We start from the raw sequence: 11,916 nt of genomic DNA, 5'->3' as shown, positions 1-11,916 counted from the left end.
GCGATGCTGCGCCGTCTGGACGCGACCACGAACCTTTCCGGGCACGATGTCTGCATCGTTGGCGCGGGGCCTGCGGGCATTGCGGCGGCCCTGGCGTGCGAAGACGGCGGACTTTCGGTTTTGCTGATCGAGTCGGGTCTGCAGTCCGAGCAACCTGCAGTCGAGGGGCTTTCCACCGCCGCGGTCGATCCCGCCCGACACGCGCCGGTGGAGATCGCGGCAAGGCGAGGGTTGGGCGGAACCTCGCGCTGGTGGGGCGGGCGTTGCGTACCCTACGACGACATAGATTTCGCCCCGCGCGCCCATCTGCCCCTCGCCGCTTGGCCGATCCCTCATGAAGCCCTCTCGTCTCGCTATGATCGGGCGGCGGCCTTCTTCGACATCGGGTCGGCGGATTTCGGGTGGGCAGCGCCGGACGGATCGGTGCGGGACGGGGCCGGCTTCGACACCCTGGAACGCTGGACGCCCCGGATCGACTGCAGCGAGGTGCACGGCGAACGTCTCCAAACCTCGGACCGGATTACCGTCCTGCTCGATGCGACGGTGACGGCGCTGGAGTTCGCCGCCGCAGAAGACCGGGTGGAGGGGATCACCGTAGCCAACGCCGACTGGCAGTTGCGAATTCCGGTGACGACCTTGGTGTTATCCGCTGGAGGACTGGAGACCACACGTATTCTGCTGGTGGCGCAACGAGAAAAGCCGGAAAGGTTCGGTGGTCCGTTGGGGGCGCTGGGGCGCTACTACGCCGGTCATATCTCGGGAAAGATCGCCGATCTGGTCCTGACCGATCCCGCGAGCGCCGTGGATCACGATTTCTTCAGGGACGGTGACACCTGGGTCCGGCGGCGGTTCGTTCTGGATGCCGAAATCCAGCAGGCGAAGAGCCTGCTCAACACCGCCTTCTGGATCGACAACCCGCCCTTCCACAAGCCTGCCCACCAGAACGGCATTCTGTCGCTGGTCTGGTTCATTCTGGCCATACCACCGCTGGGTCGGCGGCTGATGTCCGAAGGGGTTCGGACCAGCCATATCGGGCCGCGCCCCCATGCTTGGGGTCGGCAACTTCTCAACATCCTCACCCACCCGCTGACCACCGCCGTGGACGCGATCGGCATCGTGAAGAGCCGGCTGGTCGACAAGCCCCGCAAGCCCGGTTTTTTGTTGCGCTCGCGCGACGGACGGTATCCGCTTCACTACCACGCCGAACAGGCACCGAATCCGGACTCGCGGGCAACCTTGGGAAATGCAACGGACCCGTTGGGCACCCCCCGACTGAACATCGATCTGAGGTATTCCGACACTGACGTGCGTTCGGTCATCGACAGCCACGCCGCGTTGGATGCCGCGTTGCGGGCCTCGGGTCAGGGCCGGTTGGACTACTATGCGGAGGGTGAGGCGCTTGAGGTGTTGGCGCTAGCCCAAGCCACGGACGGCTTCCATCAAACCGGTCTAACCCGGATGGGCGACGACCCGGCAACCAGCGTCGTCGACACCGATGCGCGGGCGCATGGGATCGACAACCTCTATATCGCCTCCGCTAGCGTTTTTCCGTCCTCCGGCCAGGCCAACCCGACCTTCCTTGTCATCGCCCTCGCACTACGGGTGGCCGACACCCTGGTCGCGATAGCCAATCGCGCCTCCATCGCCTCCCCGCCGAAAGAGAGGGCTTCGACATGAGAACCATTCCCTGCGCGCCGATCAACCGGGAGGTCTCTGTCATCGGCTTCGGCTGCGCCTCCCTGGGGTCGCGAGTGTCGCCGGCTGACGGAGCAGCGGCTCTCGCCCTCGCCTACGAGAACGGCGTGACCTGGTACGATGTGGCCCCGCCCTACGGCGATGGTCAAGCCGAGGCGCAGCTGGGCGAATTCTTGCGCGGCAAGCGCCAAACCGTGGCCATCTGCACCAAGGTTGGGATCGGGCGGCCGGAGGTCTCCGGGCCCCAGAGGCTGGTCCGCGCGGTGGCCCGCCCCATCATCAAGGCCCTCCCCCAACTGCGTGCGCACGTCGCGGGATTGCGCGGCGGCAGTGGTCGCTCGCCGATTCGCGCCGCCATGATCGAGCCTTCGGTTACGCGCAGCCTGAGGGATCTAAAAACCGACTACATCGATGTACTGGCTTTGCACGAACCGACTGTCGAGGAGGTTCGCGATCCCGACATTCTTGCTGCGCTGAAGGCGCTGGTCGACAAGGGCCATGTCCGCGCGTTGGCGGTGGCCGGAGCGCCGGACGCGATCCAGGCAGCGAACACCTCAGGATTTTTCGACGTTGCCCAGACGCCGGACAGCGTGTTTACACTAGGCCTCGATGCAGTACCGCCGCGATCAGAGCTTTTCGCGATCAGCCACGGCGTCTTTGGCTCGAACGCGCTAGAACAGTTTACGGCTCTGCTGAAAGCAGACCTTAACCTTCAACAGAAGGTGGAGGCGCTCTCGCCCGGCGCCACGCCAGCGGATGTCCTGCTGACTTATGCGCTCGGCCGCAATCCTACAGGCGTCACGCTGGCGTCGATGTTCCGACCCGACCACATCCGCACGAATTGCGCGCGTGCCTCGGCCGCTCCCGATCCACAGTTCGTCGCCGATCTGCGACGCCTGATTGTCGGAACCCCAGTCCTATGAAATCGGTCGCCGTCCTTATCCTGACGCACAATGAAGCGCTGCATATCCGCCGCTCGATAGAAAGCGTCTCGACCTTCGCGAGCGAGGTATTCCTTATCGATTCCGGCTCGACCGATCGGACGGTAGAGATCGCGGAGTCCTTGGGAGCTACGGTATTGAAACATCCCTGGACCAACTATGCCCAGCAGTTCCAGTGGGGTCTGGACCACGCCCCGATCACCGCCGACTGGGTTATGCGTCTGGACGCCGACGAGGTGATCGAGGCGGATCTGGCGGCTGAGATCGGGTCTCGCCTGCTGACCTTGCCGACCGGGGTGAGCGGCGTGAACCTGAAGCGCAAGCATGTCTTCATGGGGCGCTGGATCAAGCACGGCGGCCGCTACCCGCTGACCTTGCTGCGCATCTGGCGGAGCGGCAAGGCACGGATCGAGCAGCGGTGGATGGACGAGCATATGCTGCTGACCGAGGGATCCACTGTGACCTTCGACGGCGGCTTCGCCGATGTGAATCTGAACGACCTGACCTTCTTCACGGACAAGCACAACAAGTACGCCTCGCGCGAGGCCATCGATGTGCTGAACCAGAAGTACGACCTGTTTCCGCGTGACGAGGCGCTGGACGCCAAATCCGCTTCAGCAGCAGCGTCTGGAAAGCGTTGGCTCAAGGAGGGGCTGTATAACCGCTTGCCTTTCTGGGTCGGGCCTTTGGGTTACTTCCTCTACCGCTACATCATCCAGCTTGGCTTCCTGGATGGGCGAGAGGGGTTGATCTATCATGGCCTCCAGGGCGGCTGGTATCGGTTCCTGGTCGCCGCCAAGATCGTCGAATGGGATCGTGAGCTCTCCAAACTGGAGAACGCAGCGGATCAGCTGGCGATGTTGGAGCGGTTGACGGGGTACCGGCTGGCGCCTGCGTCCTAGGCGGCTCAGGTCACGCCGTCGTCGGCGCCTGCCTCGAACCCGTCGATGATGGCGCTCTTGCGCCAGCGTTCCTCGGCCCGAAGGCGGCCGGCGGCGCCGAGCGTCCGGCGCATGGCAGCATTGGTCGCCAGCTCGAGAACGGCTGCAGTCATGGCCTCCGCCGTCGGGGCGACAGCCAATCCGCAACCGCTGACTTCGTGGTCAAGGCCGGTGCCGGCCGCTGCCATCGCGACGACTGGGCGACCGGACGCGAGCATCCCCGTCAGCTTGGACGGCAGAACCAGATCGGCGGCTTCGGGGCGTTGAGGCAAAAGATGGATGTCCGCCGTGCCCAAAAGTTCCGGTAGGCGATCCATGGGCTGCAACGGCAAGAAATGAACCGTGTCCATGCCCTGACAGGTGCGTTCGAGCTCGGCGCGCGCCGGTCCGTCGCCGCACAGGAGAAGCGAGACATTCGCCTTCGCCGCCCTCAGGTGAGCGGCGACCTGGCCCAGAGCCTCCAGCCCCTGTTTGCCGGCCATGTTGCCGGAATAGAGGGCGACGATCCGGTCCTCGGGAATGCCGAGCTCCTGGCGATAGCGGGTGTTGGAACTGGCGAAGACCTGAACCGCATCCACATCGACCCAGTTGCGGAACTCGCTGGTGCGCGCGGCGTCGACGCCCTTCGCGGCCAGTCTTTCCACCATCGCCGGCGAGATGCTGGACACATGGTCGAACCGCTTGAGCAGGGACTTCTCGAAGCCCAACGCGACCTTGCGCGCCGCCCCGTTGTTCAGCACGCCGAGATCGAAGGCGGCGTCGACCTCGAAGTCTTGGACATGGAGCCAGCTCTTCGCGCCGGAGACCTTGGCCGCAGCCAGAGCCGCAGCCGTGGCCGCCAAGGTGGGAGCCACGGCGAACACCAGGTCCGGCTTGAACCTACGCGCCACCCAGACGGCGGTCGGCATCGCAGCGGCCCCGAAGGACGCCAGGTGGACCACGCGCCGCAGACCTGTCGGCCTTGACGGCACGTACAGTGGGGCCCGGTGAACCATCACACCGTTCAGTTCGGAGTTCGACCAGCGCGCGCCGGAGTAGCCTTCCGAGACCGACCACGATGGATAATAGGGCGGTCCTGTCACGACCTCGACCGCGTGGCCGCGCGCAGCCAGTTCCTCGGCAAGCTCGGTGGTGTATTTGGCGCAGCCGACCAACTCAGGCGCGTAGTTCAGCGCCACGATCAACACGCGCTTGCGGACCGGCCGTCCAGGCTCGGCGTTCGCGCGCGGTTCATCCATGATTTTCGGCGATACAGCCTGAGACATCGAAAACTCCCCCATCACACGCTATGGAGGACTGGTGGTTTTCGCAAGCGCAGCATAACCAATGTTCGCTGTACGCGCGGCTCTGAAGCGGCTGCGCAACAGGATCCGGGTTGGGGGACGTAATGAGCGGTGTTGTTCTTGTGGCCGGCGGGGCCGGCTATGTCGGGTCGCATGTCTGTCTGGCCCTGGCGCAGGCGGGCTTCACCCCCGTCGTCTACGACAACCTCTCCAACGGCCACGCCGCCTTCGTTCAGTGGGGCGCGTTGGAGCAGGGCGACATTCGTGACGCGGCGCGGCTGGACGAGGTGATCGCGCTCCACAAACCGGTCGCCCTCCTCCACTTCGCGGCCCTCATCGAGGTGGGAGAGTCCATCAAGGAACCTGGCCGCTTCTACGAGAACAACGTCGCCGGAGCGGTCACCCTGATCGAGGCGGCGCGGCGGGGCAGCATCGAGTGCATGGTCTTCTCCTCGACCTGCGCGACCTATGGCGACCCGGTGCGGCTGCCCATGGACGAGACCCATCCGCAGGCGCCGCTGAATCCCTACGGCCGGTCCAAGCTGATGATCGAGCAGGCCCTGGCCGACTACTCGACCTACGCCAGCTTCCGGTCGGTGTGCCTGCGCTACTTCAATGCCGCCGGAGCCGACGAAGAAGGCCGGATCGGGGAGCGGCACGAGCCGGAAACCCACGCCATTCCGCTGGCGCTGCAGACCGCCTTAGGTCAGCGGTCCGGATTCAAGCTGTTCGGCGACGACTACGACACGCGCGACGGGACGGCGGTGCGCGACTACATCCATGTGATGGATCTGGCGGACGCCCATGTGCGAGCGCTGAAGTATTTGCTCGACGGCGGCCAGACCACCGCCTTCAACCTGGGCACCGGGACCGGCACGACGGTGAAGGAGTTGATCGAGGCGATCCAGCGGACGACCAACAAGCCGTTCGAGGTCGAGATCGCGCCGAGGCGACCCGGCGATGCGCCATGTCTGGTGGCGGACAACAGCCGGGCGCGCGAGGTTCTGGGCTGGCGACCGACGCGGAGCCTGGACGACATCGTGCAGTCGGCCTGGCGTTGGCATGCTGCGGAGCAGGATCGATCGGCGGGATAGTTGACCGACTTGCGCCTTAGTTTCCTTCAGCAGTCCAAGCACCGTTGCGCTGAGGCGGGCGGACGCTTGCAGTTGCGGGCAGAGGGACCTGAAGCGTTCCAGGCCGTCGCCGTCCAGGCCAAGGAACTGCTCGCTAAACTGGCCGGCAAGCTGGACGTCCGCGACGCTGAAGATCGGCGTCCCATCCCCCTGAACCGCGAAATCTATCTGGGCGCGGATTTCAAAGACCTGTGGGATCGCATCAAGGCGAAGACGACCTATCGCCTCGACTTCGACAACGACGCCCTGGTCGCCGATGCGATCAAGCGCTTGTCCGAGATGCCGAAGGTGGCGAAGGCCCAGGTCCGGTTCGTCACGCGCGAGATGGAGATCACCGACGCGGGTGTCGCAGGGGTCAGGGAGCGGGTCTCGGGCTTCATGTCGCTGGCTGCCGAAAACGCGGCGGTTCCAGACGTTCTGGGAGAACTCCAGAACCGCACCCAACTGACTCGCCGCAGCTTGGCGAAGATGCTGATCGACAGCGGCCGGCTGGACGATCTGCGCGCTAACCCCGCTGTCTTCATCGACCAAGCGGCCGATCTGATCGATCAGGCCAAGATCGCCGCTCTGGTTGACGGCATCCGCTATGAACGGATCGCCTCGCCGATCATCTGGAATCAACTGACTTCAAGCCGAACGGCCAACTTGTCGCCATCGGCCTCCAGCCCGCGCCGGACGGCGATGGTGTGTTCGTCGTGCTGAAGGTCGAGCACTGCGTCGACATCGCCCAGGCCGAATGGATCGCACAGAAGGCCGGCGCTGACCTTCACGCGCTGCTTGGCGCTGACTCGGCCGAAGAGGCTGTGATGAAGCACTGCTATCAGGAGCCTGCCAGGTCGGGCTGGACGGTCGCTATCGGCGTTGAACTGGCCGACCGTGACAACGCCGAAGCCTTCGCCGAGGTGGTCGCCGCCTATGCTGGTCCGGAACCCGGCAGCGCGCTGAACTGAGCGCTCAGGTGCAGCATTGGGTGAAATCGGGTATAATCGGGTATGGAATCGGATGTGCGGGTCACAGGACGATGAGAGAGCCGCAAATCACGGTTGGTCCCGACCTCGTGAAGCTGATCGCCGAGATCGACGAGTTCAAGGGGCGGTGGGAGGCCCTGAAGACGCTCGCGCCTGATCGGCTGAATGCGTTGCGCAAGGTCGCGACCATCGAGAGCATCGGGTCGAGCACCCGCATCGAAGGCGCCAAGCTGACCGACGCTGAGGTCGAAGACCTTCTCTCTCAGGCGCTCTCGATCAAGTCGTTCAAGACGCGCGACGAGCAGGAGGTCGCCGGATACGCCGAGGCGATGGACCTGGTGTTCGAAGCCTTCGAGGACATGCGCCTGACGGAGAACCACATCCGCCAGCTTCACCAGAACCTCCTTCGCCACAGCCCCAAGGACGAGCGGCATCGGGGCTCCTACAAAACGCTGTCCAACAACGTCGTCGCCTTCGATGCGGACGGGCGCGAGATCGGCGTCGTGTTCGAAACCACAGCCCCATTCGACACCCCGCGCGAAATGGAGGCCCTGGTCGCTTGGGCGCGGAAGGCCATCGATGAAGAGGCCCTGCATCCACTGCTCGTGATCGCGGTCTTCGTGGTCACCTTCCTGGCCATCCACCCCTTCCAGGACGGGAATGGGCGGTTGTCGCGCGTTCTGACCACGCTGCTGCTCCTGCGCGCGGGCTACGCCTATGTGCCCTATGCCTCACTTGAGCGGGTCATCGAGGAGAACAAAGACTTCTACTACAAGGCTCTACGCCGGACGCAGACGACGCTCAAAGGCGACGCGCCGGACTGGCAGCCGTGGGTCGGGTTCTTTCTCCGCTGTCTGAAGAAGCAGAAGGACGCGCTGGCCGCGCGGCTGGAGCGCGAGCGGATCGAGGCGGCCGGCGACGCTGACCTACCGGACCTGTCGCTCCAGGTGCTCAAGGCCTTGGGATCAGGGAAGCGACTGACCATCGCGCAGTTGGCGGACATCACCCAGGCCAACCGCAACACCCTCAAGGTCCGTCTGCGTGACCTCGTTCAGGCCGGGCGCATCCGCCAGCACGGCAAGGCCCGTGCGACCTGGTATTCCGCGAGCGTCTGAGGCGCGAGCCTTCGAGGCAAATTCGTCCTCTACAACAACAGGTTAGGAGAAATCGCGCTTGACGTGGCCGTCGCGCGGGGGTATGCAGCGGCCGACGACTAACAAGGCGACCGATGGAGGCGGTCACCCGGCAGGAATGGTCCTGACGGCAACGTGTTGCAGAAAGTCGTCCTATGTCGCGCGTAAACGGACCAACGAGGGGTGAAGTCATTGCCCTTGTGCTGCCAACTGCCAACAACGCGCAGGTTCATATCGACCACAGCGCGCCGCTGTCCCACCCCGGCGTAACCTCTGACAGCCCCATCGTGCGACCGTCCGTTCTGGAGACGGTGGCGATTCAGTTCGTCAGTGGTCCAGTCTCGGCCCCGGCGCCTGATTTGGTGAAACCGGAGTCCACCCTGCCCACTCTTCCGGGCTGGCCTGCCATGCTCTCGCGGTCTCAACTCTGTGCCTATCTCGGCGTGTCATGGAGCACCCTGAAGGGAACGCTGACCGTCCATCCCATCGATCTCGGGGCCAGCGTCATTCGCTACAGTCGGGCGCAGATCGACGAGTGGATCGAGACGAGACCGCCGAAAATCAGAGGCGGGGGCCGACCCTTGATCGAAGCGCCGGAGAGCGAGCCCGTGCCGGACGAGCGCCTGACCGCCTTGGAGCGGGTGCGCCGCCGGGCGGATCGACGCTGATGAAAGTCCGGTATGTTCAGCGTGTTCGACGCGATGACGGCCGAACCGATCTCTACTTCCGTAAGGGCGAAGTTCGACGCGGGCCACTGAAGTCGGCGGACGGCACGTTCGAATTGGAAGCCGAGGTCCAGGCGATCCTGGCCGAGATGAACCAGGCGCTTGCGGCCGCCGAACCAATGGTGGGCACCGTCGGCGGGGCGTTGAAGAAATACAATCGCAGCAGCGAATTCATCACCCTGGAGCGGAGCACCCAGCGGGACTACCAATACAAGATCAACGAACTGTCGGCCGATTGCGGCGACGTTCTGCTCGATCATGTGACCTACGACTGGCTAAAGGCCTTGCAAGACGCCTGGGCGCCCAGAGGGCACAAGATCACCAACGATCTGATGCAGGTGCTGAAGAACGCCCTGAAGCCGTATTTGGCCAACGGCATGGTGAAGGGGCATCCGTTCGCCGCGATCAACAAGTTGCAGCCGCCGGCCAACAAAGGCGAGGCGCACCCGGCCTGGACGGACGCCGAGGTCGAGGCGGCGATCGACATCGCCCTCGAAACGAACCAGCCGGGCTTGGCGCGGGCGATCGCGCTGGGGCGATGGGGCGGGTTCAGGCGGGGCGGCATCTGCCGCATACCGCTTCACGCGCGGATCGTCGGCGAAACCGAAGACGGGATCAGTCACCGACGGCTGTTCTGGACGACGCCCAAGCGCGGCGTGCAATGCGATAAGCCCGAGGACGAGAGGCTGGCCGGCTTGGTCGAGCGCACGCCGAACCGGGCGCTGTCGATCGCCTACAACAAGTATGGCCAGCCGTGGAAGGAGCGGGCTCTGAACCAAGCGTTCGATCGCCTCATCGCGCGAATGGCCCTGGCCGGTCGAGGCCGACCCGATCTCGACATTCACGGCCTGCGTCACGCTCGGGGAATGGAACTGGCTCACGCGGGCGCGTCCGAGTTCCAGATCATGGCGCAACTGGAGCACGCCACGCCCTACACGGCGCGCATCTATATCCGGCAGGCGAACCGGGCGAAGGGGGCCGATGACGCCCAAACGCTCATCGACAACCGCAACCGGCAACGAATGGCCCGAAAAGCCCCGTGAACGATGCCGGAACAGAAAGTGTAACGAGGACTGTAACCGGCCTGTAACAAGGCGGGAAAATCACCACCCCGGCCGGGGTATGTCATTGGAAAGAATGGCGCACCCGAAGAGATTCGAACTCCTGACCCCCAGATTCGTAGTCTGGTGCTCTATCCAGCTGAGCTACGGGTGCGCACGCCTTGCGGCGAGGGCGGGTATCTAGCGGGTCGCCTTGCCGGGCGCAACCCGGTTTTCGAGGAAGTTTCACGCTCCATGCTTGGCGGGGCCGACGCAGCGGCTTAGGTCGGTCCTATGACGTCTTCAGCCTTCCGCCCCCTGCTCGTCGCCACGCTCGCCCTGTCGCTGGTCGGATGCCAGACTGCGCCCCTGACGGGCGCCGTCCCGACGCTCGTCGCACAGAGCCCGGCTACGCCCGCCAATCCCGCACGCGGCCCGTTCGTGGCGGCGGCCAATCCGCTGGCGGTCGAGGCCGGGATGGCGGTCCTGCGACGCGGCGGGTCGGCGGTCGATGCGGCGGTGGCCGTGCAGGCCGTGCTGGGCCTCGTCGAGCCCCAGTCGTCCGGCCTCGGCGGCGGGGCCTTCCTCATGGTCTATGACGCCGAGACGAAGGAAGTGACCACCTACGACGGCCGCGAAACCGCGCCCGCCGACGCCACCCCCGAACTTTTCTACGAGAACGGCCGTCCCCTGCCCTTCATGGACGCGGTGCTGAGCGGACGGTCGACCGGGGCGCCCGGCGCCGTGGCGGCCCTGGCCCTGGCGCAGCAGCAGCATGGGACCCTGGCCTGGTCCTCCCTCTTCGGCGACGCCGAACGTCTGGCCCGCGACGGCTTCACGGTCAGCCCGCGCCTCGCCGGCATGATCGCGGGTCAGGGTCAGGCCCGCACCCGCTGGGCGACCGAATATTTCACCAAGCCGGACGGGACCCGCTACGTCGCCGGCGACACGCTGCGGAACCCGGCCTACGCCGACACGGTGGCGACGATCGCGCGCGACGGCATTCAGGCGCTGCGGACCGGCCCCATCGCCGAGGCCATCGTAGAGGCCGTCCATGCCGAGCCCCGCCCCGGTTCGCTGAGCGCCGCCGACCTCGCCGGTTACCGCCCCATCGCCCGCGATGCGCTGTGCCGTCCGTTCCGGGTCTATGTCGTCTGCATCCCGCCGCCGCCGTCCAGCGGCGTGGCCCTGTTGCAGCTTCTGGCCATGGCCGAGACCCCGACCGCCGCCTCCGTGCTGGCCGAGGGCGAGACCAGCGCCGACGCCTGGACCATGTTCGCCCAGCTGCAGCGGCTGATGTACGCGGACCGCGACCGCTATGTCGCTGACCCGGCCTTCGTCGGCGTTCCTGTCGCCGGACTTCTGGACCCCGACTATGTGGCGGAGCGTGCGGCCCTGGCCCCCGGCCTGACGGGCGCCGCGACCGCCGGCACGCCGCCCGGCGGCATCTTCCGCGCGCCGGACGCCACCAACGAGCCCGCCGGCACCTCGCATCTGGTCGTCGTCGATGCGGCCGGGAACGCGGTCTCCATGACCACGACGGTCGAAAGCATCTTCGGCTCAGGCCGGATGGCGGGCGGCTTCTTCCTCAACAACCAGCTGACCGACTTCTCCTTCTCGCCGACGACGGCGGAGGGTCAGCCCATCGCCAATGCGGTCGCGGCGGGCAAGCGACCGCGCTCGACCATGTCGCCGGTGATCATTCTGGATCAGCAGGGCCGTCTGGTCGGCGCCCTGGGTTCGCCGGGCGGCGGCTCCATCCTGGCCTATAACGCCAAGGGTCTGATCGGGACCCTGGTCTGGGGCCTGCCGATCCAGGCGGCCTTCGACCTGCCCAATCTGGTGGCGCGCGGGTCGGGCTTCGGCGCGGACACGGCGCGGTTCGGCCCCAGCCTGACGGCGGAACTGGCCGAGCGCGGCATCGTGCTCCAGCCCAACACCTCGGAGAACTCCGGCCTGCACGGCGGCATCTGGAAGGGCGACCACTGGGACGGCGGCGCCGACGACCGGCGCGAGGGCGTGGCGCGGACGGAATAGTCGAAGAGGGGCAGGTTCGA

11 protein-coding genes and 1 tRNA gene are annotated in these 11,916 nt (G+C 65.8%); 10 read left to right on the top strand and 2 right to left on the bottom strand.

Features of this window, described 5'->3' with window-relative positions:
- Window positions 1–3 precede the first annotated feature (3 nt).
- Genes ACETK8_RS03980 through ACETK8_RS03970 form a run of 3 tightly spaced genes read left to right on the top strand, consistent with a single transcriptional unit; the run spans window position 4 to window position 3,538 of the window.
- Window positions 4–1,677 (top strand): GMC oxidoreductase, encoded by a 1,674-nt coding sequence (locus ACETK8_RS03980; RefSeq protein WP_374038221.1) that lies wholly within the window; start codon window positions 4–6, stop codon window positions 1,675–1,677.
- Window positions 1,674–2,618, top strand: coding sequence for an aldo/keto reductase (locus ACETK8_RS03975; RefSeq protein ID WP_374038220.1), 945 nt, complete (start codon window positions 1,674–1,676; stop codon window positions 2,616–2,618). Before ACETK8_RS03980 ends, ACETK8_RS03975 begins: the two co-directional genes overlap by 4 nt.
- Entirely contained in the window at window positions 2,615–3,538 is a 924-nt protein-coding gene (locus ACETK8_RS03970) for a glycosyltransferase family 2 protein (protein WP_374038219.1), read from the top strand. The genes ACETK8_RS03975 and ACETK8_RS03970 overlap by 4 nt, the downstream gene beginning before the upstream one ends.
- 5 nt (window positions 3,539–3,543) lie before the next feature.
- On the opposite strand, the gene ACETK8_RS03965 is transcribed toward ACETK8_RS03970, so the two are convergent.
- A complete protein-coding gene (locus tag ACETK8_RS03965) occupies window positions 3,544–4,815 on the bottom strand; it encodes a WcaI family glycosyltransferase (protein WP_374038218.1) in 1,272 nt (423 codons plus the stop codon).
- 149 nt (window positions 4,816–4,964) lie between these two features.
- On the opposite strand from ACETK8_RS03965, the gene galE reads away from it, so the two are divergent.
- The 6 genes from galE (at window position 4,965) to ACETK8_RS03935 (ending at window position 9,862) form a co-directional block, all read left to right on the top strand.
- On the top strand, window positions 4,965–5,954 hold the full coding sequence (galE, locus tag ACETK8_RS03960) for a UDP-glucose 4-epimerase GalE (protein WP_374038217.1): 990 nt from the start codon (window positions 4,965–4,967) through the stop codon (window positions 5,952–5,954).
- Window positions 5,955–6,695, top strand: coding sequence for a hypothetical protein (locus tag ACETK8_RS03955; protein ID WP_374038216.1), 741 nt, complete (start codon window positions 5,955–5,957; stop codon window positions 6,693–6,695). It begins immediately after the preceding gene.
- A complete protein-coding gene (locus tag ACETK8_RS03950; RefSeq protein ID WP_374038215.1) occupies window positions 6,680–6,943 on the top strand; it encodes a hypothetical protein in 264 nt (87 codons plus the stop codon). The genes ACETK8_RS03955 and ACETK8_RS03950 overlap by 16 nt, the downstream gene beginning before the upstream one ends.
- 8 nt (window positions 6,944–6,951) lie before the next feature.
- Complete coding sequence (locus ACETK8_RS03945; RefSeq protein WP_374038214.1) at window positions 6,952–8,076, top strand: Fic family protein; 1,125 nt, start codon at window positions 6,952–6,954, stop codon at window positions 8,074–8,076.
- A 173-nt stretch (window positions 8,077–8,249) separates the two neighbouring features.
- On the top strand, window positions 8,250–8,762 hold the full coding sequence (locus tag ACETK8_RS03940) for a helix-turn-helix transcriptional regulator (RefSeq protein WP_374038213.1): 513 nt from the start codon (window positions 8,250–8,252) through the stop codon (window positions 8,760–8,762).
- Window positions 8,762–9,862: a tyrosine-type recombinase/integrase gene (locus ACETK8_RS03935; RefSeq protein WP_374038212.1), complete on the top strand. Its 1,101-nt coding sequence runs from the start codon at window positions 8,762–8,764 to the stop codon at window positions 9,860–9,862. The genes ACETK8_RS03940 and ACETK8_RS03935 overlap by 1 nt, the downstream gene beginning before the upstream one ends.
- A 95-nt stretch (window positions 9,863–9,957) precedes the next feature.
- Here ACETK8_RS03935 and ACETK8_RS03930 read toward each other — a convergent pair.
- Window positions 9,958–10,034 (bottom strand) — tRNA-Arg (locus tag ACETK8_RS03930).
- 119 nt (window positions 10,035–10,153) lie between these two features.
- Here ACETK8_RS03930 and ACETK8_RS03925 point away from each other — a divergent pair.
- On the top strand, window positions 10,154–11,896 hold the full coding sequence (locus tag ACETK8_RS03925) for a gamma-glutamyltransferase family protein (protein WP_374038210.1): 1,743 nt from the start codon (window positions 10,154–10,156) through the stop codon (window positions 11,894–11,896).
- Window positions 11,897–11,916: the final 20 nt, after the last annotated feature.

It is taken from the genome of Brevundimonas staleyi (assembly GCF_041893865.1).
Lineage (GTDB): Bacteria > Pseudomonadota > Alphaproteobacteria > Caulobacterales > Caulobacteraceae > Brevundimonas > Brevundimonas staleyi.
This window is presented reverse-complemented; position numbering and strand designations above follow the sequence as displayed.

What these genes read in the sequence shown, in the direction of transcription:
- ACETK8_RS03980 (WP_374038221.1), top strand. Translation starts at nt 4, where the DNA reads ATGCTGCGCCGTCTGGACGCGACCACGAACCTTTCCGGGCACGATGTC.
- ACETK8_RS03975 (WP_374038220.1), top strand. Translation starts at nt 1,674, where the DNA reads ATGAGAACCATTCCCTGCGCGCCGATCAACCGGGAGGTCTCTGTCATC.
- ACETK8_RS03970 (WP_374038219.1), top strand. Translation starts at nt 2,615, where the DNA reads ATGAAATCGGTCGCCGTCCTTATCCTGACGCACAATGAAGCGCTGCAT.
- ACETK8_RS03965 (WP_374038218.1), bottom strand. Translation starts at nt 4,815, where the DNA reads ATGGATGAACCGCGCGCGAACGCCGAGCCTGGACGGCCGGTCCGCAAG.
- galE (WP_374038217.1), top strand. Translation starts at nt 4,965, where the DNA reads ATGAGCGGTGTTGTTCTTGTGGCCGGCGGGGCCGGCTATGTCGGGTCG.
- ACETK8_RS03940 (WP_374038213.1), top strand. Translation starts at nt 8,250, where the DNA reads ATGTCGCGCGTAAACGGACCAACGAGGGGTGAAGTCATTGCCCTTGTG.
- ACETK8_RS03935 (WP_374038212.1), top strand. Translation starts at nt 8,762, where the DNA reads ATGAAAGTCCGGTATGTTCAGCGTGTTCGACGCGATGACGGCCGAACC.
- ACETK8_RS03925 (WP_374038210.1), top strand. Translation starts at nt 10,154, where the DNA reads ATGACGTCTTCAGCCTTCCGCCCCCTGCTCGTCGCCACGCTCGCCCTG.